Origin of the sequence: Mycobacterium angelicum (assembly GCF_002086155.1) — a bacterium.
GTDB lineage: Bacteria > Actinomycetota > Actinomycetes > Mycobacteriales > Mycobacteriaceae > Mycobacterium > Mycobacterium angelicum.
Map to the genome: position 1 here is coordinate 103,251 of NZ_MVHE01000011.1, position 21,424 is coordinate 124,674.

Annotated in this window: 25 protein-coding genes; 16 read left to right on the plus strand and 9 right to left on the minus strand. The window is 65.9% G+C overall.

What is annotated here, in order from left to right:
* The first annotated feature begins 79 nt into the window (after positions 1–79).
* The 7 genes from BST12_RS10320 (at position 80) to BST12_RS10350 (ending at position 8,233) form a co-directional block, all read left to right on the plus strand.
* Positions 80–898 (plus strand): cutinase family protein, encoded by an 819-nt coding sequence (locus BST12_RS10320; protein ID WP_083113003.1) that lies wholly within the window; start codon positions 80–82, stop codon positions 896–898.
* Positions 899–929: 31 nt separating this feature from the next.
* A complete protein-coding gene (locus BST12_RS10325) occupies positions 930–1,598 on the plus strand; it encodes a cutinase family protein (protein WP_083113004.1) in 669 nt (222 codons plus the stop codon).
* A 126-nt stretch (positions 1,599–1,724) separates the two neighbouring features.
* The gene (locus BST12_RS10330) at positions 1,725–3,374 is read left to right on the plus strand and encodes a purine-cytosine permease family protein (RefSeq protein ID WP_083113005.1); all 1,650 of its coding nucleotides are present in this window, start codon (positions 1,725–1,727) and stop codon (positions 3,372–3,374) included.
* Between the two features lie 112 nt (positions 3,375–3,486).
* Positions 3,487–4,539 (plus strand): PPE family protein, encoded by a 1,053-nt coding sequence (locus BST12_RS10335; RefSeq protein WP_211281246.1) that lies wholly within the window; start codon positions 3,487–3,489, stop codon positions 4,537–4,539.
* 15 nt (positions 4,540–4,554) lie between these two features.
* Positions 4,555–5,694: a PPE family protein gene (locus BST12_RS10340; protein ID WP_083113007.1), complete on the plus strand. Its 1,140-nt coding sequence runs from the start codon at positions 4,555–4,557 to the stop codon at positions 5,692–5,694.
* Between the two features lie 356 nt (positions 5,695–6,050).
* Positions 6,051–7,055 (plus strand): PPE family protein, encoded by a 1,005-nt coding sequence (locus BST12_RS10345; protein WP_083113008.1) that lies wholly within the window; start codon positions 6,051–6,053, stop codon positions 7,053–7,055.
* Between the two features lie 29 nt (positions 7,056–7,084).
* Complete coding sequence (locus BST12_RS10350) at positions 7,085–8,233, plus strand: PPE family protein (RefSeq protein ID WP_083113009.1); 1,149 nt, start codon at positions 7,085–7,087, stop codon at positions 8,231–8,233.
* Here BST12_RS10350 and truA read toward each other — a convergent pair.
* The 8 genes from truA to infA form a co-directional block, all read right to left on the minus strand.
* Positions 8,230–9,180, minus strand: coding sequence for a tRNA pseudouridine(38-40) synthase TruA (truA, locus tag BST12_RS10355; RefSeq protein WP_372511100.1), 951 nt, complete (start codon positions 9,178–9,180; stop codon positions 8,230–8,232). The two genes, BST12_RS10350 and truA, sit on opposite strands and share 4 nt — an antisense overlap.
* Positions 9,068–9,643 carry a 50S ribosomal protein L17 gene (gene rplQ, locus BST12_RS10360; protein WP_083113010.1) on the minus strand — a complete coding sequence of 192 codons (576 nt, stop codon included), beginning with the start codon at positions 9,641–9,643 and terminating at the stop codon, positions 9,068–9,070. Before rplQ ends, truA begins: the two co-directional genes overlap by 113 nt.
* Before the next feature lie 34 nt (positions 9,644–9,677).
* Complete coding sequence (locus tag BST12_RS10365; protein WP_083113011.1) at positions 9,678–10,721, minus strand: DNA-directed RNA polymerase subunit alpha; 1,044 nt, start codon at positions 10,719–10,721, stop codon at positions 9,678–9,680.
* An 80-nt stretch (positions 10,722–10,801) separates the two neighbouring features.
* Positions 10,802–11,407 (minus strand): 30S ribosomal protein S4, encoded by a 606-nt coding sequence (rpsD, locus tag BST12_RS10370; RefSeq protein ID WP_083113012.1) that lies wholly within the window; start codon positions 11,405–11,407, stop codon positions 10,802–10,804.
* A 5-nt stretch (positions 11,408–11,412) separates the two neighbouring features.
* Positions 11,413–11,832: a 30S ribosomal protein S11 gene (rpsK, locus tag BST12_RS10375; protein ID WP_083113013.1), complete on the minus strand. Its 420-nt coding sequence runs from the start codon at positions 11,830–11,832 to the stop codon at positions 11,413–11,415.
* 6 nt (positions 11,833–11,838) lie between these two features.
* The gene (gene rpsM / locus BST12_RS10380) at positions 11,839–12,213 is read right to left on the minus strand and encodes a 30S ribosomal protein S13 (RefSeq protein ID WP_036352829.1); all 375 of its coding nucleotides are present in this window, start codon (positions 12,211–12,213) and stop codon (positions 11,839–11,841) included.
* Between the two features lie 174 nt (positions 12,214–12,387).
* A complete protein-coding gene (rpmJ, locus tag BST12_RS10385; RefSeq protein WP_003879483.1) occupies positions 12,388–12,501 on the minus strand; it encodes a 50S ribosomal protein L36 in 114 nt (37 codons plus the stop codon).
* A gap of 48 nt (positions 12,502–12,549) precedes the next feature.
* A complete protein-coding gene (gene infA, locus BST12_RS10390; RefSeq protein WP_003418601.1) occupies positions 12,550–12,771 on the minus strand; it encodes a translation initiation factor IF-1 in 222 nt (73 codons plus the stop codon).
* A gap of 219 nt (positions 12,772–12,990) precedes the next feature.
* Here infA and BST12_RS10395 point away from each other — a divergent pair, with 219 nt between their 5' ends.
* The 3 genes from BST12_RS10395 to rfbC are packed head-to-tail and all read left to right on the plus strand — an operon-like array spanning position 12,991 to position 15,467.
* Entirely contained in the window at positions 12,991–13,851 is an 861-nt protein-coding gene (locus BST12_RS10395) for an LLM class F420-dependent oxidoreductase (RefSeq protein WP_083113014.1), read from the plus strand.
* Between the two features lie 10 nt (positions 13,852–13,861).
* A complete protein-coding gene (gene rfbB, locus BST12_RS10400; RefSeq protein WP_083113015.1) occupies positions 13,862–14,857 on the plus strand; it encodes a dTDP-glucose 4,6-dehydratase in 996 nt (331 codons plus the stop codon).
* 1 nt (position 14,858) lies between these two features.
* Positions 14,859–15,467 carry a dTDP-4-dehydrorhamnose 3,5-epimerase gene (gene rfbC / locus BST12_RS10405; protein WP_083113016.1) on the plus strand — a complete coding sequence of 203 codons (609 nt, stop codon included), beginning with the start codon at positions 14,859–14,861 and terminating at the stop codon, positions 15,465–15,467.
* A 43-nt stretch (positions 15,468–15,510) separates the two neighbouring features.
* Here rfbC and BST12_RS34615 read toward each other — a convergent pair whose 3' ends face one another.
* Positions 15,511–15,738: a hypothetical protein gene (locus BST12_RS34615; protein ID WP_276030247.1), complete on the minus strand. Its 228-nt coding sequence runs from the start codon at positions 15,736–15,738 to the stop codon at positions 15,511–15,513.
* Between BST12_RS34615 and BST12_RS34620 the strand changes: the two genes are divergently transcribed.
* The 6 genes from BST12_RS34620 to BST12_RS10435 all read left to right on the plus strand — a co-directional run bounded on the left by BST12_RS34620 (position 15,737) and on the right by BST12_RS10435 (position 21,373).
* Positions 15,737–16,051, plus strand: a complete 315-nt coding sequence (locus BST12_RS34620) for a lipoprotein LpqH (protein ID WP_308207405.1) — start codon at positions 15,737–15,739, stop codon at positions 16,049–16,051. The genes BST12_RS34615 and BST12_RS34620 overlap by 2 nt on opposite strands.
* Before the next feature lie 349 nt (positions 16,052–16,400).
* On the plus strand, positions 16,401–17,156 hold the full coding sequence (locus tag BST12_RS30750) for an arylmalonate decarboxylase (protein WP_139801590.1): 756 nt from the start codon (positions 16,401–16,403) through the stop codon (positions 17,154–17,156).
* On the plus strand, positions 17,153–18,352 hold the full coding sequence (locus BST12_RS10420; RefSeq protein WP_170062095.1) for an FAD-dependent oxidoreductase: 1,200 nt from the start codon (positions 17,153–17,155) through the stop codon (positions 18,350–18,352). The genes BST12_RS30750 and BST12_RS10420 overlap by 4 nt, the downstream gene beginning before the upstream one ends.
* A complete protein-coding gene (locus BST12_RS10425) occupies positions 18,352–19,170 on the plus strand; it encodes an aspartate/glutamate racemase family protein (RefSeq protein ID WP_083113020.1) in 819 nt (272 codons plus the stop codon). The genes BST12_RS10420 and BST12_RS10425 overlap by 1 nt, the downstream gene beginning before the upstream one ends.
* A complete protein-coding gene (hemB, locus tag BST12_RS10430; RefSeq protein ID WP_139801591.1) occupies positions 19,167–20,192 on the plus strand; it encodes a porphobilinogen synthase in 1,026 nt (341 codons plus the stop codon). Before BST12_RS10425 ends, hemB begins: the two co-directional genes overlap by 4 nt.
* Positions 20,192–21,373, plus strand: a complete 1,182-nt coding sequence (locus BST12_RS10435; RefSeq protein WP_083113021.1) for an MFS transporter — start codon at positions 20,192–20,194, stop codon at positions 21,371–21,373. Before hemB ends, BST12_RS10435 begins: the two co-directional genes overlap by 1 nt.
* Positions 21,374–21,424: the final 51 nt, after the last annotated feature.

A 21,424-nucleotide genomic window follows, 5' to 3' on the forward strand; every position in this document is an offset into this window, starting at 1 on the left:
CCGCCGACCGGGGCTTTCCGCACTGTTCATCCACAGGCTGCAAGGTTTCACGCCGCCTGGGCGCGGGTAAAATTTCGGGGTGAATTATGACCTCTTGCGCCGCGCTGCCATCGGGGTGGTCGCCGCCGGCGCTCTGTTAGCCACCCCGATCGCCGTCAAGGCCGCCGCTCCGATCGCCTCCGCCACCGACTGCCCGGACGCCGAAGTCACCTTCGCCCGGGGTACCAGCGAGCCGCCCGGCATCGGCCGCGTCGGCGACGCCTTCGTCGACTCGCTGCGCCAGCAGACCGGCAAGAACATCGGCGTGTACGCGGTGAACTACGCCGCCAGCCGCCTGCAGCTGCACACCGGCGACGGCGCCAACGACGCCATCTCTCACATCAAGTCCATGGCCGCGTCCTGCCCCAACACCAAGATCGTCCTGGGCGGCTACTCGCAGGGGGCCGACGTCATCGACATCGTGGCCGGAGTTCCGTTGGGCGGCATCAGTTTTGGCAGCCCGCTGCCGCCCGAATACGCGGACAACATCGCGGCGGTAGCGGTTTTCGGAAATGTGGCCAACCGCAGCGGCGGATCGCTGACCACCCAGAGCGCACTGTTGGGCTCCAAGGCAATTGACCTGTGCAACCCCAGCGACCCGATCTGTCACGCCGGCCCCGGCAACGAGTGGAGCGGGCACACCGACGGCTATGTGCCCGTGTACACCACGCAGGCGGCCAGTTTCGTCGCGACGAAGTTGATGGGCGCCCCCATCGTGCAGATCCCGGGTACGGTCCCGCAGGCGCCGGGTCCACAACTGGCGCCGGGCCCCGGCCCGCAGATACCCGGCCAGCAGGTGCCCATTCAGCAAGTGCCCGGCGCGCAGGTGCCCAGCACCAACGTCGTGCAGGTCCACTGACGCACCGTCAGTAAGCCCGTAACATTGCGCCATGAGATCCATCCCCAGTGGCGCACGATGTTCGGCACACCGCCTCGCCAGTCTGGCGGCCGTCGCAATCGCGGCGGCCGCGTTGTTACTGGCAACGCCGCTGGCCCCTAAAGCATCGGCGGCCGGCTGCCCGGACATCGAGGTGGTGTTCGCCCGGGGAACCGGTGAGCCGCCCGGCGTCGGCCGGGTGGGCCAGGCCCTGATCAACTCACTGCATCAGCAGACCGGCCGCAACGTCGGCGCGTACGGGGTGAACTACCCGGCGAACAAAGACTTCCTGGCCGCGGCCGAGGGCGCCAACGACGCCAGCGACCACGTCCAGCAGATGGCCAACAACTGCCCCGACACCAAGCTCGTACTCGGCGGATACTCCCAGGGCGCCGCGGTCATCGACATCGTCACCGCGGCACCGTTACCCGGGCTCGGCTTCACCCAGCCATTACCGCCCGAAGCCGCGCAACACGTCGCCGCGGTCACCCTTTTCGGGAATCCGTCCGGCCGGGCCGGCGGCCTGCTGACCGCGCTCAGCCCGCAATTCGCGGGCAAGATCGACAACCTGTGCAACGAGGGCGATCCCATCTGTTCGGACGGCAATCAGTGGAAGGCACACATGGGCTACGTGCCCGGCCTGACCAATGAGGCCGCGAGTTTCGTCGTCGGCAAGCTCTAGCGAAAATTGGCAGGCCGCCACATGCGAGGTTAGGATTTGCCGACCTCACCAACGATGCTGACCAGTTCCAGGAATTCCCAAGGGTTTTCGCAGTCACTTGACAGGTTCGCGCGTTCGGGAGGATTGATGCAAGCCATCGAGACACAGCTCGAGGACGCGACCGAGCTGCCCACCACGAAGGCCGCCGGTGAGACACTCGAGGACTACACCCTGCGCTTCGCACCCCGCAGCTACCGGCGATGGTCACCGGCGGTGGTGGGCATCTCCGCGCTCGGCGGCATCGCCTACCTTGCGGACTTCGCCATCGGCGCCAACGTCGGCATCAGCTGGGGCACCGCCAACGCCCTGTGGGGCATCGGGATCTTCGCCCTGGTGGTGTTGGCCACCGGCTTTCCCCTGGCCTACTACGCGGCCCGCTACAACATCGACTTGGATCTGATCACCCGCGGCAGCGGTTTCGGCTACTACGGGTCGGTGGTAACCAACGTGATCTTTGCGACGTTCACCTTCATCTTCTTTGCCCTCGAGGGTTCGATCATGGCCCAGGGCCTCAACCTGGGTCTGCACGTTCCACTGTGGCTGGGCTATGCCTGCTCGACGCTGCTGATCTTTCCGCTGGTGATGTACGGCATGAAAGTGCTTTCCCAGCTTCAGCTTTGGACCACCCCGCTGTGGCTGGCCCTGATGGTGGCGCCGTTCGCCTACTTGGTGATCAGCCATCCCGATTCGATCTCGCAGTTCTTTTCCTACGCCGGTAAGGACGGCAGGGGCGGCGTCACGGTCGGCTCTGTCCTGCTGGCCGCGGGCGTCTGCCTCTCACTGATCGCTCAAATCGCCGAGCAGATCGACTATCTGCGTTTCATGCCGCCGCGCACGCCGGAGAATTCGCGCAAGTGGTGGACGTGGATGGTGCTCGCCGGACCCGGCTGGGTGATTTTCGGTGCGCTCAAACAAGTCATCGGGCTGTTCCTGGCGGTGTATCTGATCTCCAACGTCGCCGGCGCCAGCGCATTCGCCAATGTGCCGGTGCACCAGTTCATGCAGATTTACCGCAACTTCATGCCGGGTTGGCTGGCGCTCACCCTGGCGGTGGTTCTGGTGGTGCTCAGCCAGATCAAAATCAATGTGACCAACGCCTATTCGGGCTCGCTGGCGTGGACCAACTCGTTCACCCGCGTCACCAAGCACTACCCGGGGCGGGTGGTGTTCCTGGGAGTGAACCTCGGCATCGCGCTGATCCTGATGGAAGCCAACATGTTTGACTTCCTCAACACCATTCTCGGTTTCTACGCCAACTGCGGCATGGCCTGGGTGGTGACGGTGGCCTCCGACATCGTCTTCAACAAGTACCTGCTCGGGCTGTCGCCGCGCACCCCCGAATTCCGCCGGGGCATGCTCTATGCCATCAACCCGGTCGGCTTCGGCTCGATGCTGCTGGCGGCGGGCCTGTCCATCCTCGCCTTTTTCGGCGGCCTAGGTGCCGCGCTACGGCCCTATTCGCCGTTGGTGGCGATCGTCATCGCGTTGGTGATGCCGCCCATCCTGGCAATCGTCACCAAAGGTAAGTACTACCTGCGGCGCACCCACGACGGCATCGATCTGCCCATGTACGACGAGCACGGCAATCCCTCGGCCGAGCAGTTGAACTGCCATGTCTGCTCGCACAATTTCGAGCGGCCCGACATGTTGATCTGCCAAAGCCACGAGGCACATATCTGCTCACTGTGCCTGTCCACGGATCGAGACGCCGAGCATTTGCTTCCGGCCCACGTGTAGTCGCGGGAATACAATAGCCTGCAATTAATGTTGCATTAGGCTATTATTTCCTTAGGCCGTCTTTGTGCCTGAGATGTTTTCCCTGCTCACGAAAGCTTTGTCCCCTATTGCCATGCCGATCGACCCTAACTTCTTCGGGGCGTTACCGCCCGAGATCAACTCCGGCCGCATGTATGCCGGTGTTGGCTCGGGTCCCCTGATGGCGGCCGCAGCCGCCTGGGACGGGCTGGCACATGACCTCAGCGCCACGGCGACGGGCTACAGCTCGGTGCTGTCCGAGCTGACCGGGATGCCGTGGCAGGGGCCCGCGTCGGCGTCCATGATCGGCGCCGTCACGCCGTATGTGGCGTGGCTGAACGCGATGGCCGGCCAAGCCGAGCAGACGGGCATGCAGGCCAGGGCCGCGGCCGCGGCCTACGAAGCCGCGTTCACGATGACGGTGCCACCGCCGCTCATCACCGCAAATCGAGTTCTGTTGATGGCCCTGGTCGCAACGAACTTCTTCGGGCAGAACACGCCGGCGATCGCAGCCACCGAAGCCGAATACGCCGCGTTCTGGGCCCAAGACGCCGCAGCCATGTACGAATACGCCGGCGCCTCGGCGGCCGCCTCGGTCTTGACTCCCTTCGCGCCGCCACCGGACACCACCAACCCCGAAAACGCCGCGCAGCTGGTCGTCAAGCTGACACCGCTGGCCCCGGTCAAACCGCCGTGGTTTCCCATAATTCCGACCAGCGTGTGGAACACCCTGGTAAACACTTGGGGTTTGTCGTATTTCGGCATCGGCATCGTTCAGCTGGCCACTCTGTTTGCCCAACAAGTGATCCCGGACTCCGCGCCGGCCGCGGCCGGTGCCGGCGGTGCGGCCGTTGGGCTGGCGCCGAGTCTGGTGAGTGCGGTGTCGGGCCCGGTTTCGGCGGGTTTGGGCGAGGCGGAGAAGATCGGCCCGATGTCGGTACCGCCGAGCTGGAGCGCAACGCCGGCGACGTTAACCGGTGCGACCGCGGAGATTTCGGAGACAGTCCTGCCCGCCGCCGCCACCAATGGACCAGGGCCCCTGCTTCCAGGGGCGCCGCTGACGGGCGGGGGCCGCCCGAACACCTTCGCCCGGCGCCGCTACGGCCGCCGCTTCCGGGTGATGTCACGGCCGCCGGCTGCGGGCTGAAAGAGGAGAAAAACAATGGATTTCGGAGCGTTGCCACCGGAGATCAACTCCATGCGAATGTATTCCGGGCCGGGATCGACATCGATGTTGACCGCCGCGTCATCCTGGAGTGGCCTGGCCGCCGAATTGAACTCGGCGACAACGGCATACGAGGGCGTGATCGATACGCTGCGCTCCGAGGAGTGGGTGGGCCCCTCGTCGGCGGCCATGGCCGACTCGGTGGCGCCGTATGTGGCATGGCTGCGCGCTACCGCCGCCCAAGCCGAACAATCGGCGAGCAAGGCGCGTCTGGCCGCGGCGGCGTACGAGACCGCCTTCGCAGCAACGGTGCCACCGCCGCTGATCGCGGCCAACCGCGCCCAGCTGACGTCACTGGTCAATACCAATCTCTTGGGCCTCAACACCGCCGCCATCGCGGCCACCGAAGCCCATTACGGCGAAATGTGGGCGCAGGACGCCGTAGCCATGTACAGCTACGCCGCAGCTTCGGCGGCCGCGGCGACGGTGACGCCCTATGCTCCCCCGCCGCAGACCAGTAGCCCCAGCGCGTTGGCCACCCAGGCCGGCGCGGTCGCCCATGCCGCGGCCAGCACCGCCGGCGCGACGCAGTCCACGCTGTCCCGGCTGCTCTCTGAGGTACCGGGCGTGTTGCGCGGCCTCACCTCGCCGATGGTCGACCCCTTCGGGCCAATCGAGAAGTTCCTCGAGTGGTATGCGCCGTTTGCGAACTTCTTCTACGACACGCTCGGGCTGCCGTTCTTCGGCGCCGGCATCGCCAGCTTCTTCGCCTCAACCGCCAAGACCATGGGGATGCTGCCGGCGGCTGCCGCACCCGAGGCCGCCGCCGCCGCAGTCGGCGCGACCGGCGCCGCCCAGGTAGTCAGCAGCGGGCCCGTCGCCGCGGCGACGGGAAGCGCGGCCAACATCGGCGGCAAATTGTCCGTACCCCCCACCTGGGCCGGCGCGAGCCCGGCAGCGACTCCCATGCCGGACACCCAGTACGTCAGCGATGTGGTCGAACCGGCCGAGTTCGCTCCGGCCGGAAACGTGGTGGGCGGCATGCCGGTTGGCGGTTCGGGCAGAAGCGCAGCCGGTGCGGGTCCGCGCTACGGCGTACGTCTGACGGTGATGACCCGGCCGCCGTCCGCCGGGTAGTTTGACGCACGACACATTTTCGGGGCGTATGTAACGCTCATAACAATTGACAACTATTGACGGTATGGATTATTTCTTATTCATACTATCGCAGTAGGCATGCTTGTTGTCGGTAGTCGAACAATTCCGCTTTGCTCAGGACGGTTTCGATGACGGTTGACATGCCGACCCGCCATGGTGCATTCACGGCCGTCCCGGCCCAAATGAGTTGCGCCGCAGATCAATTGAAATGCCAGCTAGATGCGGCGACGACGCCCGGTAACCCCCTCCGTGTAAAGAGAATTGACATTGGGCGCAATAGTCGAATTTCCGCTATTGCCATCGGCGCAACCGAAAAGCCACACATTCTCCCGGCAATGAACTTCGGAGCAATGCCACCCGAGGTCAATTCCGGCCGCATGTATTCGGGCGCGGGTTCGGGCCCGCTGCTGGCCGCCGCGGCAGCCTGGGAAGGGCTGGCCGCGGAAGTCGCTTCGGCGGCAAACGGCTGCCAGTCGGTGATTTCGGGGCTGGTCAGCTCGGCCTGGTCCGGGCCCTCGTCGGCGTCGATGGTCGCCGCGGTCGCGCCATATGTCGCGTGGCTCGGTGCGACGGCGGCACGGTGCGAGCAGACCGGCCTGCACGCCAGGGCGGCGGCCGCGGCGTATGAGACAGCGTTCGCGATGACGGTGCCGCCGCCGGTAATCGCGGCCAACCGGGCACTGTTGATGGCCCTGATCGCCACCAACTTCTTCGGTCAGAACACACCGGCAATCGCGGCAACCGAGGCCCAGTACGCGGAGTTCTGGGCCCAGGACGCCGCCGCCATGTACGGCTATGCCGGCTCCTCGGCGATCGCTGCGCAGTTGACGCCGTTCGCGCCACCGCCCCCGCCGACCACGCCGCCGTCGAGAAACCACACTCTCGGCGAGCATTTCCCGCTTCTTTCGACCACAGCCTGGGAAGCCCTGTCGACCTTCGAGTCGTTGTTTTACGACGCGACGGGCTTTGTCCTGAATGCCGGGCAGGTAGCGCAGGCCATGATCTTCCCCCCGGCGCCGGCACCGGCAGCCGCCACAGCACTGCCGAGTCTGGTGCGCGCCGGCCAAGGGCCTGGGCCGATCGCGGTGTCGGCAGGTATCGGCACGGCGGCCCGGGTCGGCCTGATGTCGACGCCGCCGAGTTGGACGGGCCCGCCGTCAGCACCCAAGGCGAACATCACGACGGTTTCACGCTCCGTGTTCGCCGCCGCCCCGAAGGGTGATGCGAGCGGGCTGCTTCGCGGGATACCAACGCGGCGCGGGGCTCCCGCGACGCACTATGCCCATCGCCAATACGGCTTCCCCGTCAGCGTGGTACCCCGGCCGCCGGCCGGTGGATAGCCCGGCACTAGGTTAAGGAATCTGCTGCAATGCATTTCGATTTTGGAGCGCTACCCCCCGAGATTCACTCCACCCGGATGTATTCCGGTCCTGGCGCCTCATCGATGTTGGCCGCCGCATCGGCCTGGAACGGACTGGCCGCCGAATTACGTTCGACCGCAGGCGATTTCCACACCGTAGTCACCAGGCTGCACCGCGACGACTGGGTGGGCCCCGCGTCGACATCGATGGCCGACGCGGTCGCACCGTACGCGGCGTGGCTGCGTGCCACTGCGGTCCAGGCTGAACAGGCTGCCACCCACGCACGCCTAGCGGCCACCGCCTACGAGACCGCCTTCGCCGCCGTCGTACCCCCGCCGCTTGTCGCGGCCAACCGCGCGCAGCTGATGTCGCTGGTTGCCACCAACGTGCTCGGCCAAAACACGGCGGCCATCGCGGCCGTCGAGGCCAGGTACGGCGAAATGTGGGCCCAGGATGTGGCGGCCATGTACCAGTACGCCGGCGCGTCGGCGACCGCCGCCACGGTGGCGCCGTTCGCCGAGCCGCCCCCGATCGCCAACCCGGCCGCCACCGCGGCCGCCGGCGCGGCCGCCGGCGCGGCGCAGAGCAACTTGGGACGGGTGATTTCCCAAGTGCCGCAAGCGCTGCGAGGCATGGCTTCGCCGGTCTCGCGGCCGATGAGCAGCGGCACGTCGTCGACGCCGAAGAGACCGCTAGAGCGATGGCTGACCTGGTACGAACCGTTCGAATCCTTTCTCTACGACACGATCGGGCTGCCCTACTTCGGTTTGGGTATGGCCAACAGCGCCCTGTCGTCGGCGAACGCACTGCAGGGTCTCATCCCGTCGGCGGCCGCCGGGGCGGGCGCGGCCGCGGCCGCGTCCGCTAACGACTTGGGAGCGCTGCTGAGTGGCGGGCATGTCTCGGCCGCCATGGGTAGCGCGCCCGCGATCGGCAAGTTGTCGGTGCCCACCCCGTGGGCAGAAGCCGGCCCGGCGGTACGTCCGCTCGCGGCGCCCCTGCGCGTCAGCAATGTCATCGAGCCACCGGAGGCGGGCGTGCCCGGTAACCTGCTGGGCGGCATGCCGCTGGCGGGCGCCGGCGCCGGCCCGGCCGGTACCAGTCCCCGCTACGGGGTTCGTCTCACCGTGATGGCCCGGCCGCCCTGTGCGGGCTAGCGCGAGCGCAGGTCGCGCGTGATCAAGGTGCGGGAGGCGAGCTGATCATCGGGCGGGTAGTCAACTCCGATCATGGTCAGTCCACGCGCCGGTGCGGCCGCGAAGTCGCTGGATCGTGCTGGCGCACTGAGCAATTCGCGACACCAAGCCGCGGTGCGCCGGTGCTCGCCGACGGCCAGCAGCGCTCCGACCAGTGAGCGCACCATTGACCAGCAGAACGCGTCGGCGCTGACGTGTGCGGTAATCAGGTCGCCGTCGCCCGACCAGTCCAGCCGCTGCAGCTCCCGGATGGTGGTGGCGCCGTCGCGATGACGGCAGAACGCCGCGAAATCGTGCAGTCCCAACAAGTCTTGAGAGGCTGAGTTCATCGCGGATAGGTCCAGGGTTCGCGGCCACGCGGTAATGTAACGCGCCAGCTGCGGCCGCACACCGTAGGGAGCCGTCGACAACCGGTAGGCGTAGTGGCGGCGCAGCGCCGAAAACCGGGCGTCGAATCCGCTTGGCGCACGGGCGATGTCGACGACCCGGACGTCGCTGGGCAGAAATCTGCCCAGTCGGCGCAGCAGCGGCACGAATTCCGGATCGCCGGCGCGCTGCGCGCGTGAGTAGGCGTTCGGCAACGCCTCGATGGGCACGTCGGCGTGGGCCACCTGGCCGGTGGCGTGCACTCCGGCGTCGGTGCGACCGGCCGCCCGCAGCCGGATCGGCGCACGGAAAACGGTCGTCAGCGCCTCATCGAGAACACCGGCGACCGTTCGCTGTCCGGCTTGTGCCGCCCAGCCCGCGAAATCGGTTCCGTCATAGGCGATGTCGAGCCGCAGACGGACGTCCCCGCTAATTCTCGGGGGCCTCTTCCGGAGCCTCTCCGGCGGCTTCTTCAGTGGCCTCAGCAGCCTCCGTGGTCTCTTCGGGCGCCTCAGCAGCCTCTTCAGCCGTCGGACCTTCAGCGGCTTCCGGCTCGACGGTCGCCTGCGGCGCCGCCGCAGCTGCCACCGGGGCATCCTTCTGCGACGCCTTCACCCGGCGCGCCCGATCCGCCTCGGACGTCACCGTCTTCTCCCGCACCAGCTCGATCACGGCCATCGGGGCATTGTCGCCCTTGCGTGCCTCGACCTTGATGATGCGGGTGTAGCCGCCGTTGCGGTCGGCGAAGAACGGCCCGATCTCGGCGAACAGGGCGTGCACCACATCCTTGTCGCGAATCTTCTTGAGCACCTCACGCCGGTTGTGCAGCGTGCCTTTCTTGGCGTGGGTGATCAGCTTCTCCGCGTACGGCCGCAATGCCCGGGCCTTCGGCTCGGTGGTCTTGATCCGGCCGTGTTCGAACAACGACGTGGCCAGGTTGGCCAAAATCGCCTTCTGGTGCGAAGACGACCCGCCGAGGCGAGGGCCCTTGGTGGGCTTAGGCATTGGAGGCGCTCCTGTCTAGATGTGCAAAGCGAAATTAGAGCTGTTCGGTTTCGGCGTAGTCCTGGTCGTCGTAGGCGCCCTCGGTGGACCAGGTACCGGTGGCGACGTCGTAGCCGGCGACCTCGGACGGGTCGAAGCTGGGCGGGCTGTCCTTGAGCGACAGACCGAGCTGGTGCAGCTTGACCTTGACCTCGTCGATGGACTTCTGGCCGAAGTTGCGGATGTCGAGCAGGTCGGACTCGGTGCGCGAGACCAGCTCGCCGACGGTGTGCACACCCTCGCGCTTGAGGCAGTTGTAGGACCGCACGGTCAGGTCCAGGTCGTCGATGGGCAGCGCGAACGACGCGATGTGGTCGGCCTCGGCCGGTGACGGCCCGATCTCGATGCCTTCGGCTTCGACGTTGAGTTCGCGTGCCAGACCGAACAATTCGACCAGCGTCTTACCGGCGGAAGCCAGCGCGTCGCGCGGGGTGATCGAGCTCTTGGTCTCCACGTCCAGGATCAGCTTGTCGAAGTCGGTGCGCTGCTCGACCCGGGTGGCGTCCACCTTGTAGGTCACCTTGAGCACCGGCGAGTAGATGGAATCGACTGGGATGCGGCCGATTTCGGCGCCCGACGCGCGGTTCTGCACGGCCGGGACGTAACCGCGGCCCCGCTCGACGACGAGCTCGACCTCGAGCTTGCCCTTGTCGTTCAGGGTCGCGATGTGCATGCCGGGGTTGTGCACGGTGACACCCGCGGGAGGCACGATGTCGCCCGCGGTGACCTCGCCCGGGCCCTGCTTACGCAGGTACATGGTGACGGGCTCGTCCTCCTCGGACGAGACGACCAGGCCCTTGAGGTTCAGGATGATGTCGGTGACATCCTCTTTGACGCCGGGCACGGTGGTGAACTCGTGCAGCACGCCGTCGATGCGAATGCTGGTGACGGCCGCGCCGGGGATCGACGACAGCAGCGTGCGCCGCAGCGAATTGCCCAGGGTGTAGCCGAATCCGGGCTCCAACGGCTCGATGACGAACTGGGACCGGTTGTCGGTGAGAATGTCCTCGGACAGGGTGGGCCGCTGAGAAATCAGCATGGTGTTTCTTCTTCTCCTTCTCGGCACCCGCTATTTGATGCCGCTCAGGTATCCCGCCCCGGATGGTGCGGGAAGTCTGGTTACTTCGAGTAGTACTCGACGATCAGCTGCTCGGTGAGCGGCACATCGATCTGAGCACGCTCGGGCAATTGGTGGATCAGGATGCGCTGGCGCTCACCGACGACCTGGATCCAGCTCGGGATCGGGCGGTCACCGGCGGTCTCCCGCGCGATCTGGAACGGCACCGTGTTCAGCGAGTTGTCCCGGACGTCGATGATGTCGTACTGCGACACCCGGTAGCTGGGGACGTTGACGTGCACGCCGTTGACGGTGAAGTGGCCGTGGCTGACCAGCTGACGGGCCATCCGGCGGGTGCGCGCCAGCCCGGCGCGGTACACGACGTTGTCAAGCCGGCTTTCCAGGATGCGCAGCAGTTCCTCACCGGTCTTGCCCGAGTGACGAACGGCCTCTTCGTAATAGCGGCGGAACTGCTTTTCCATCACGCCGTAGGTGAAGCGAGCCTTCTGCTTCTCCTGCAGCTGCTGGCGGTACTCGCTGTCCTTGACCCGGGCGCGGCCATGCTGGCCGGGCGGGTAAGGCCGCTTCTCATACGACTGGTCGCCACCGACGAGGTCGGTGCCCAGCCGACGCGACTTGCGAGTGACGGGTCCTGTGTAACGAGCCATGTTTTCTAGACCCTTCTGCGCTTGGGCGGACGGACGCCGTTGTGCGGCTGGGGGGTGACGTCGGAGATCGCGCCGACCTCAAGGCCGGCAGCCTGCAGCGAACGGATCGCGGTCTCGCGGCCGGAGCCGGGGCCCTTGACGAACACGTCGACCTTTTTCACACCGTGCTCCTGGGCTTTGCGCGCGGCGTTCTCGGCAGCCAGCTGAGCGGCGAACGGAGTCGACTTACGGGATCCCTTGAACCCGACGTGACCCGACGACGCCCAGGCGATGACGTTGCCCTGCGGGTCGGTGATCGTCACGATCGTGTTGTTGAACGTGCTCTTGATGTGCGCGGCGCCGTGCGGGACGTTCTTCTTTTCCCTGCGGCGGGTCTTCTGGCCCTTCTTAGCGGACGCAGATTGCCCCTTTTTTGCTGGTGGCATCGGGTTCTACCTGGCCTTCTTCTTGCCTGCGATGGTGCGCTTGGGGCCTTTGCGGGTCCGCGCATTGGTCTTAGTCCGTTGGCCGCGCACCGGCAGACCGCGGCGGTGCCGCAGGCCCTGGTAGCAGCCGATCTCGATTTTGCGACGGATGTCGGCCTGTACCTCGCGGCGCAGGTCACCCTCCACCTTCAGGTTGGCTTCGATGTAGTCACGCAGATGAGTGAGCTGGTCATCGGTGAGGTCCTTGGTGCGCAGGTCCTTGTCGATGCCAGTGGCAGCCAGAATTTCGTTGGAGCGGGTCCGGCCGATGCCGAAGATGTAGGTCAGCGCGATCTCCATCCGCTTATCGCGCGGCAGATCGACGCCTACTAGTCGAGCCATAGGTGGCGTTTCCTCTTTTTCTCAGCGGAGGTCTTTTCCCAGTCCGTTCCCCACCTGTTTGGTGGGGGCCCGGCCTCCGTCCGGACGTGGATGAGCCGGCCCATCTCTATAGATGCCAGCCGCTCATTGGTGCTGGGAGGTCTGCGTTCAGTTGTTATGGAGCGGGCCGGCTTATCAGCCCTGCCGCTGCTTGTGGCGCGGATCAGAGCAGATCACCATGACCCGCCCATGCCGACGGATCACCCTGCACTTGTCACAGATTGGCTTGACGCTCGGGTTCACCTTCACGGCAGTCTCGGTCCTGTTCTTCCTGGGCTTTTCTTATATATCGTCGCGCTACTTGTACCGGTACACGATCCGGCCGCGCGACAGGTCGTAGGGCGACAGCTCCACGACCACGCGGTCCTCGGGCAGGATGCGGATGTAGTGCTGCCGCATCTTGCCGCTGATGTGGGCGAGCACCTTGTGACCGTTCTCCAGCTCAATGCGAAACATGGCATTGGGCAGGGGCTCGACCACGCGACCCTCGACCTCTATGGCACCGTCCTTCTTGGCCATTACGTTGTGGCGATCCTTCTCTATCTCGTCGGTGCACCCGGTTCGGCGCAGCACGTACTACGACTACTCAACGTGAGCCGGTGGTGGAAATTCCAAGACTGGGCACGCCAGAAGCCGGCACGGACGCCGCACCGTTGGTCCACCTTACTCGCACCGCTACTCCCTGCGCAAAACGCGCAACGTGGAATAGCCTGCGGCGGCCCGGCGGTTAGTCCAACCATGACAGCCTCTGCCGCCAACCAAGCCACCAAAAAGCCCAATCTCGGCCGCTTCGGATCGTTCGGCCGGGGTGTCACGCCCCAGCAGGCCAAAGAAATCGAAGCCCTGGGCTACGGGGCGGTCTGGGTGGGCGCCTCACCACCGGCCGAGCTGGCCTGGGTGGAGCCCATCCTCGAAGCGACCACCACCTTGCAGGTGGCCACCGGCATCGTCAACATCTGGTCCGCGCCGGCCAAGCCGGTCGCCGAGTCGTTTCACCGGATCGACAAGGCCTACCCGGGCCGTTTCCTGCTGGGCATCGGGGTTGGCCACCCTGAGGCGGTCACCGAATACAAGAAGCCCTACGAAGCCCTATCGGAGTATCTGGACCTTCTCGACGACTACGGCGTCCCCGCCGACCGCCGGGTCGTGGCGGCGCTGGGCCCCCGGGTCCTGAAACTGGCCGCACAGCGCAGCGCCGGCGCGCATCCGTACCTGACCACTCCCGAGCACACAGCGCAGGCCCGTGAGCTGATCGGTCCCGGGTCGTTCCTGGCACCCGAGCACAAGGTGGTACTGACCACCGACAGCGACAAGGCCCGGGCCGTCGGACGCAAGGCCCTCGACATGTATCTCAACCTGGCCAACTACCTCAACAGCTGGAAGCGGCTGGGCTTCGGCGACGACGACGTCGCGAAACCGGGCAGCGACCGGCTGGTGGACGCCGTGGTCGCCTACGGCACCCCCGAGGCCATCGCGGCCCGGCTCACCGAGCATCTGGATGCCGGCGCCGACCACGTCCCCGTTCAGGTCCTCACCAGGAGCGAGAACCTGGTCCCCGCACTCGCCGAACTGGCCGGAGCACTGGGGCTGACCCGTTAGGGTTTGACCCATGCGGTTGCTCGTCACCGGTGGCGCGGGATTCATCGGCGCGAATTTTGTGCACAGCACCGTACGTGAGTATCCCGACGACACGGTGACGGTGCTCGACGCCTTCACCTACGCCGGCAGGCGCGAGTCGCTGGCCGACGTCGAGGACACCGTCCGGGTGGTACAGGGCGATGTCGCCGACGCCGAACTGGTTTCGCAGCTGGTCGCCGAATCCGATGCGGTGGTGCATTTCGCCGCGGAATCCCACGTCGACAACGCACTGGACAACCCCGAGCCGTTCCTGCACACCAACGTGCTGGGCACCTTCACCATCCTGGAAGCGGTTCGGCGCCACGGTGTTCGGCTGCACCACATTTCGACCGACGAGGTCTACGGCGACCTAGAGCTCGACGATCCGGCGCGGTTCACCGAGGCCACGCCGTACAACCCGTCGAGTCCGTACTCGGCGACCAAGGCCGGCGGTGACATGTTGGTGCGGGCCTGGGTGCGCTCCTACGGCGTCCGCGCGACAATCTCCAACTGCTCCAACAACTACGGGCCCTATCAGCACGTGGAGAAGTTCATCCCGCGTCAGATCACCAATGTGCTCACCGGCCGACGGCCCAAGCTCTACGGCGCCGGCGCCAATGTCCGCGACTGGATCCACGTCGAGGACCACAACAGCGCGGTGCGCCGGATTCTGGAGAAGGGCCAGATCGGCCGGACCTATCTGATCAGTTCCGAGGGCGAGCGCGACAACCTGACCGTGCTGCGCACGCTGCTGCAGTTAATGGGCCATGGGCCCGACGACTTCGACCACGTGACCGACCGCGTCGGCCACGACCTGCGCTACGCGATCGACCCGTCCACGTTGTACAACGAATTGGGTTGGGCGCCAAAGCATACCGACTTCGAGGAGGGCCTGCGCGCCACCATCGACTGGTACCGTGACAACGAGTCGTGGTGGCGTCCGCTCAAGGACGCCGCGGAAGCCCGCTACGAACAGCGCGGCCAGTGACATGAAGGTACGCGAACTCGGCGTCCCGGGCGCCTGGGAAATCACCCCGACCGTGCACGGCGATTCGCGCGGACTGTTCTTCGAATGGATCACCGATCACGGCTTCACCGCATTCGCCGGTCACCACTTGGACGTGCGGCAGGCCAACTGTTCGGTGTCCGCGGCCGGCGTGCTGCGGGGTCTGCACTTCGCCCAGCTGCCACCCAGTCAAGCCAAATACGTCACCTGTGTGTCCGGTTCGGTGTTCGACGTCGTCGTCGACATCCGGGTCGGCTCACCGACCTTCGGCCGGTGGGACTCGGTGCTGCTGGACGATAGCGACCGGCGCACCATCTACATCTCCGAAGGGCTCGCACACGGTTTCCTTGCGTTGCAAGACAATTCGACCGTGATGTATTTATGCTCGGCCGAATACAACCCGCAGCGCGAGCACACCATCTGCGCCACCGACCCGGCCCTGGCCATCGACTGGCCGCTGGTCGACGGCGCTCCGCCCAGCCTGTCCGACCGCGACGCGGCCGCCCCCGGCTTCGAGGAAGTGCGCGCTTCCGGACTGTTGCCCACCTGGGCGGAGACCCAACGGTTCATCGAGAACCTGCGTACTAGCTAAAGATCGTCTGTACGACAGCTGTGTGGCCATACATACTGCTTCACTAGATCCGCCGATCTCGCGGATGCAGACCGACAAGTGAGGAGAACTTGGTGAAGCGTGGGTTGTTGATCGCCGTTAGCGCGGCGACCGTCATTGCGGGCGTGGCGGGCTGCTCCGGCGACAAGAAGAACTCAGGTCCGTCGAGTTCGACGAGCGCGTCCAGTGCGGCGACGAGTTCGGCTCCCGCATCCAGCAGCACTCCGGCGGCGTCGGGGGAAACCAAGGTCATCGTCGGCGGTCAGCAGCAGAACGTCAGTGGCCCAGTGGTGTGTTCGACGAACGAGGGCAGGTTCTCCATCGCCGTCGGCGACATGCTGACCGGCGTCATCGTCGGCCTCGAGCCGGACGCATCGGCAGTGCACAGTGCCGGGCTCGGTACGGTGGACGGGGTTGTCCTCAGCTTCACCGAGGGCGCACCCGGCAACAACGCCACCGCGACCAAAACCGGTAACTCCTACAAGATCAGCGGCACCGCCACCGGCGTTGACAATGCCGGCCAACAGGTCAGCAAGACTTTCGAGGTGGACGCCACCTGCCCGTAACCGGGATGGGTGTGGTTGCGGCGGGGATCTCAGATCGGCGCTGACGAGATCCCCGCGCGCGGGTCGAGTGGCATACCGATCATTCGGTCAGCTCGTCGGCACGAAGTACGTTGGCGGAATACAAAGCCTCGACCTCGCCGAAGAGAAGGTCGTGGGACATAATCACCCCCTTCCGGGTAGCCCTTGCGATGGCGCAAAGATTAGCCAGGCGAGGTCCTCGGGCAATACGGGCACAAGCGTGAAGAAGTCGCCGGTTGACGGACAAATTGCACAACCGATGGGCGAAAGGCCGTACACTTCCCAGCGCAACCAGTTGTGAAGGCGGCCTAAATTCCCGAAAGGTCCGGTTGTGGCAACCGATGGGCGCGGGGGTTCCGGGGGCGTACAACGGCGCAAGCCGCGCGTCGGTCTGGTGGTGCCACCGGCCAACACGGCGGTAGAGGACGACTATCTGGCTCTCGGCGGCGATGCCTTCGCCTTCTCGACGACCCGCTACGGGGTATACAGCGACCTGCCGCTGCGGCAGCGCCTCGATCACTACGCCGCTGAATTACCTTCGCGTCTGGCGAGTTTCGGCGATATGCCACTGCACGCGATCGTGGCGTGCTGCAGTGGCAATCACTACCTTCAGGGTTTCGGGGCCGATCTGTGCGCGTGCCGCAGGTCTTCGGAGCGCATCGGCGCACTAGTGGTGTCGACGACCGTGGCGGTTGTCGGCTGGCTGCGCCACCGCGACGTCGACACCATCGCCATCGCGTCGCCCTACCCGGATTGGCTCACCGAGCTTTCCGAAAGCTACTGGGACAGCGCGGGTTTGCGAATCAGCTCGGTGATCAGGATCGTCGACGGCCGCACCGGCACCGTTGCTTGCTCGCCCTATCGGCTGCGCACCGAAGACATCACGGCGGCCGTCCACGGTGTCTGCAGTGCACGGCGCCCGGACGCGCCCGTCTTGTTTCTCGGCACCGGGATGCATACCCGCGCGGCCGTTGCCGCGCTCAGCCACGAGGTCGCCGGCCACGAGTTCTTCACGACCAATTCATGCAGCGTGGACTGGCTGCGGCTCACCTTGACCAACCCGAATCCGCTGGCTCGGCTGCGATGAAACCGCATGCGGTGATCGTGGGCGCGGGCCCGGTGGGCGTGGTGGCCGCGCTGCTGCTGGCCGGAAACGACGTCGACGTGACACTGCTCGAGCGCAATGAGGAGCTGGTGACGACGTCGCATGCGGCCACGTTCCATCCGTCGACATTGGATCTCTTGCAGACCCTGGATATCGACTTGGCAGCCGCGCCCGGAGCGATAACCGTGACCTCGCTGCAGTGGCGCGACAACCGTGCCGACATTCGCGCGGAGCTTGACTACCGGTTGCTCAGCGAGCTGACGAAGCACCCGTTCCGCATCCATCTCGACCAGCAGGCGCTACTGGACCGAGCGGCCGGACTGCTCGCGGCCGATCCTGCCATCGACTTTCATTGTGGCGCAGCCATTGTCAATCTCGACCCGGAACTGCCCAGCGTCACCGTGCTGGTCAACGACGGCCGGCACCACACCATCACCGCCGACGTGGTGATCGGATGCGACGGCTCACATTCGCTGACCCGCCGGCTGGCCGGGATCGCGCTGGCGGTCCGCAACTACCCCACCACTGCGCTTCGCGCCTACGCCCGAGCAGATCTCGCCGCGCTATTGCCGGCATCGGCCGCCCGACCACTCTCGGGGCTGTGCTACTTCCGTGGCGAGGACGACGGCCTCAGCACACTGCGCATGGCCGCCGATACTCGCCTCATCGTGAGGTCCACGGGCGAGAGGCCCGACGCTGTCCGGGTCGCTCAGGCCATCGCCAATGCAACACCTTGGGCCGCATACGATCTCGCCATCGACCGCGTCGAGAGCTATCAGCTTGGCCGTGGTGTCGTGGATTCCTACCTATCCGGCCTCGGCCCGGTCCTGGTGATCGGTGATGCGGCGCATGTGACGTCGACGGCCGGTGGTCTCAACATGAACTCGGGGCTGCACGACGCGTTTGCACTCATGCCGGCGGTGGCCGATTGGCTGCACAGGCGAGTCGACAAGTCCGTCGTCGCCGGCATCGCCGAAACCCGCCGGCACTACCTGCTCGAGCACGTCATACCCCGCACCGAACGCCGGGTCCGCGGCCTACAGGACAACGAACATGGCTCGCTGGCAACGCATTTGGACGATGTCGCCAGCCTGACGGGCGACCGTGACAAAGCACGGCAATTCCTGATCGAAGCCTCACTCTTGGATACTCCCCTACCCCTACAGGCAGGACTGTGATGAAGATCTGGTTGCAAAAGCACATCGTCAAAGGACGTATGCCGGCACTCGACGACTGGTACGAGCAACACATCGAAGCGGTCGTCGACCCCGGGACCGAGGTCGTCATCCACACCCTGCCGCGGCGCACCTACGACTACGAAACGCCATACGACTACGTGCAATACGGCGTGCTCGCGCTGCGCTTCAGTCAGTACTTCGCCGAGACGGCCGCCCAGGCCGAGCGGGACGGCTACGACGCCTGGGTGATCGCGGCAGGCCAGGACCCGGGGCTGACCGGCGCCCGCGCTTTGGCGACGATACCGACCTTGGGGCTGACCCGAACGGCATCCAGTTACTGTGCCCAGCAAGATGTTCGGTACAGCTTCATCGGCATGGTGCCCTGCCTGAAGGAGCCGATCATCGAGAATGTGCGTCGCTACCGCACCGACCACCTGCTGGCGAGTTACGAGCTGGTTCCGGGCAGCATCGCAGCGACCACCTCGGCGATCGCCGGCGACCCCGACCAGTTCCTCGGCGAGTTCGCCGAGGCCGCGGCGCGCGCCCGCGCGGCCGGTGCCCAGGTCATCCTGCCCGCCACCGGCTTGCCCGCAGAAATCGTGTGGCACTACGAGGTTCGTGAAGTGGCGGGCTTACCGGTCCTGGATCCGCTTGGGTTGCTGCTGAAGTCGGCAGAGGCCGAGGTGCGGCTGCGGGCGCTGCGCTGCACCGCGCGGACCGACGTCGGCTACTGGTTCGCCCGTCCCGACGCGGCTGTCGTGGACCATATCGATTCTGTGTTCGCCTCCAACCGCATCGAACAGGAGCATCCCGTATGAGTATTTCGTTCCAGGGCAGGGAGGCGCTGTCGATCGAAGGCAATCCGCATCGGCCGCGACGGCTGCGCCGCACTCCGGCGCTGCGCCGGCTGACCGCCGAGGTGCAGCTGGTGCCGGCCGCACTGATCCAGCCCATCATGGTTCGGGACGGAATCGACCGGCCACGCGAGATCGGTTCTATGCCGGGCGTGTTCCAGCATTCGGTGGAGTCTGCCGTGCAGGCTGCGGCCACCGCCGCGGCGGTCGGATGCGGTGGCGTCATGCTCTTCGGCATCCCGTCGGCCAAGGACGAAATCGGTTCGGAGGCATCCGATCCCGACGGGATCATGCAGCGGGCGCTGCGGGCCGTGGTCCGCGAGGTGGGCGACCAGACCGTCGTCATGGCCGACATCAACCTCGACGAATACACGACGCACGGGCACAGCGGTGTCCTCGATGCCAATGGCGAAGTCGACAACGACCCGAGCGTCATCCGGTTCACCGAAGTGGCTGTGGCACAAGCCGAAGCCGGGGCACACGTCGTCGCGCCCAGCGGCATGATGGACGGCCAGATCGGCGCGATCCGCAGCGGACTCGACGCAGCCGGCTACCAATCGGTCACGCTCATGGCCTACGCCGTGAAGTACGCGTCCACGTTCTACTCCCCGTTCCGCGAGGCGGTGGAGTCCTCACTGGTCGGCAACCGCCGCACTTATCAGCAGTACCCGGGCAACATCAAGGAGTCGATCCGCGAAGTCCTGCTGGATGTGGAGGAGGGCGCCGACATAGTCATGGTCAAGCCGGCCCTGCCTTACCTGGATATCATCGCCAAAGTGGCTGAGCTGGTTCACCTTCCGGTGGCCGCCTATCAGGTATCCGGCGAGTACGCGATGGTCGAAGCGGCGGCCGCCCAGGGGCTGCTGAACCGCGAAGAGGCGATACGCGAATCGCTACTGGCGATCCGGCGCGCCGGCGCCACCAACATCCTCACCTACTGGGCTACCGAGGTGGCCGACGCGATCGCGCGCGGGATCGAGTTCTGATGCACAGGGTCTTCCTGCTCGCGCTTGGCACGTTCGCACTCGGCATGGGCACGTTCATCATCTCCGGCCTGATTCCCCAGATCGCAACCGCGACACGCACCGCCGAGTCGATGGTCGGACAGATGGTCACCGTTTTCACGCTCTGCTACGCGGTGTCGGGCCCGTTGCTGTCCTCGGTGCTGACCAGGTTGAGTACCAAGGCGATCCTGCTGGCGTCGATCATCGTGTTCACCATCGGCAACATCGGCACCGCCGCCTCGGAATCATTCGCGGTGCTGCTGCTGTCGCGCGCTGTGGCAGGTGTTGGCGCAGGCTTGTATTCGCCGACGGCGGCCGCGGCCGCGGCCTACCTGGTACCACCGGAACAGCGCGGACGCGCGCTGTCGGTCATTCTCGGCGGGCTGAGCGTGGGAACCGTCGTCGGCGTACCGCTGGGCATGCTGTTGGCGCGCGCACAGGGCTGGCAGTCAGCACTCTGGCTGCTCTCGGGCGTCGGCATCGTCGCCACCATCGGCATCGCCCGATTCATGCCACGTTTGCAGGTTGGCGCGCCACCCGGGATCAAGGCCCGGCTGGGCACTTTGGTGGACCGGCGGGTGACGCCGATCGTGCTGGTGTCGGTGCTTTTCAACATTGCCAGCCTCGGCCTCTACACCTACATCGCCCCGGTTCTGCGGGCAACCGCCGGGATCACCAATCCGACTCTCTACCTGTGGATTTGGGGCATTGGCGGAATCATCGGAGCGTTCGCCATCGGCCCGTTCATCGACCGCTCGACGAGCACCACCCGGGTGATGCTGGTCGTCCTGGCGGCATTGATCGTCGCGATGGCGGCGATCACACCAGCGGGCAACGTGATCGTGGTTCTCTGTGTGGCGGTGGCGGTTTGGGGCGCCGCCGGTTTTGGCTCGCCACCACCGCAACAGCATTTGCTGCTCGAGCGCGCGCCGGACCGGGGCGCGGTCGCGGTGGCGGTCAATGCGTCGGCGATCTACCTCGGTAGCGCGATCGGCAGCAGCCTTGGTGGCCTCGCGCTGCACGCCGGAATATCGGCGGCGGCATTGCCGATGTTCGCGTCGGGATTCGCTGTACTCGCTGCGATTGCTTACGTCACCCTGGCAATGCCCAATCGTGCACCGAGTTTCCCCACCCAATCCGTGCCTTCTGAAGAAAAGGGATAACGCCCTTGGCAGTTGCCCGGATTCGCACGGCGTGAGCAACAAGCTTGTGGC

Coding starts and splice junctions, on each gene's coding strand:
- rpsM (WP_036352829.1), bottom strand. CDS start 12,213: ATGGCTCGACTAGTAGGCGTCGATCTGCCGCGCGATAAGCGGATGGAG.
- BST12_RS10420 (WP_170062095.1), top strand. CDS start 17,153: ATGAAACCGCATGCGGTGATCGTGGGCGCGGGCCCGGTGGGCGTGGTG.
- rfbB (WP_083113015.1), top strand. CDS start 13,862: ATGCGGTTGCTCGTCACCGGTGGCGCGGGATTCATCGGCGCGAATTTT.
- BST12_RS10330 (WP_083113005.1), top strand. CDS start 1,725: ATGCAAGCCATCGAGACACAGCTCGAGGACGCGACCGAGCTGCCCACC.
- rpsD (WP_083113012.1), bottom strand. CDS start 11,407: ATGGCTCGTTACACAGGACCCGTCACTCGCAAGTCGCGTCGGCTGGGC.
- rfbC (WP_083113016.1), top strand. CDS start 14,859: ATGAAGGTACGCGAACTCGGCGTCCCGGGCGCCTGGGAAATCACCCCG.
- BST12_RS10340 (WP_083113007.1), top strand. CDS start 4,555: ATGGATTTCGGAGCGTTGCCACCGGAGATCAACTCCATGCGAATGTAT.
- rplQ (WP_083113010.1), bottom strand. CDS start 9,643: ATGCCTAAGCCCACCAAGGGCCCTCGCCTCGGCGGGTCGTCTTCGCAC.
- BST12_RS34615 (WP_276030247.1), bottom strand. CDS start 15,738: ATGACCTTGGTTTCCCCCGACGCCGCCGGAGTGCTGCTGGATGCGGGA.
- BST12_RS10335 (WP_211281246.1), top strand. CDS start 3,487: ATGCCGATCGACCCTAACTTCTTCGGGGCGTTACCGCCCGAGATCAAC.
- BST12_RS10395 (WP_083113014.1), top strand. CDS start 12,991: ATGACAGCCTCTGCCGCCAACCAAGCCACCAAAAAGCCCAATCTCGGC.
- BST12_RS10435 (WP_083113021.1), top strand. CDS start 20,192: ATGCACAGGGTCTTCCTGCTCGCGCTTGGCACGTTCGCACTCGGCATG.
- BST12_RS10365 (WP_083113011.1), bottom strand. CDS start 10,721: ATGCTGATTTCTCAGCGGCCCACCCTGTCCGAGGACATTCTCACCGAC.
- infA (WP_003418601.1), bottom strand. CDS start 12,771: ATGGCCAAGAAGGACGGTGCCATAGAGGTCGAGGGTCGCGTGGTCGAG.
- BST12_RS10425 (WP_083113020.1), top strand. CDS start 18,352: ATGAAGATCTGGTTGCAAAAGCACATCGTCAAAGGACGTATGCCGGCA.
- rpsK (WP_083113013.1), bottom strand. CDS start 11,832: ATGCCACCAGCAAAAAAGGGGCAATCTGCGTCCGCTAAGAAGGGCCAG.
- BST12_RS10350 (WP_083113009.1), top strand. CDS start 7,085: ATGCATTTCGATTTTGGAGCGCTACCCCCCGAGATTCACTCCACCCGG.
- BST12_RS10345 (WP_083113008.1), top strand. CDS start 6,051: ATGAACTTCGGAGCAATGCCACCCGAGGTCAATTCCGGCCGCATGTAT.
- hemB (WP_139801591.1), top strand. CDS start 19,167: ATGAGTATTTCGTTCCAGGGCAGGGAGGCGCTGTCGATCGAAGGCAAT.
- BST12_RS10325 (WP_083113004.1), top strand. CDS start 930: ATGAGATCCATCCCCAGTGGCGCACGATGTTCGGCACACCGCCTCGCC.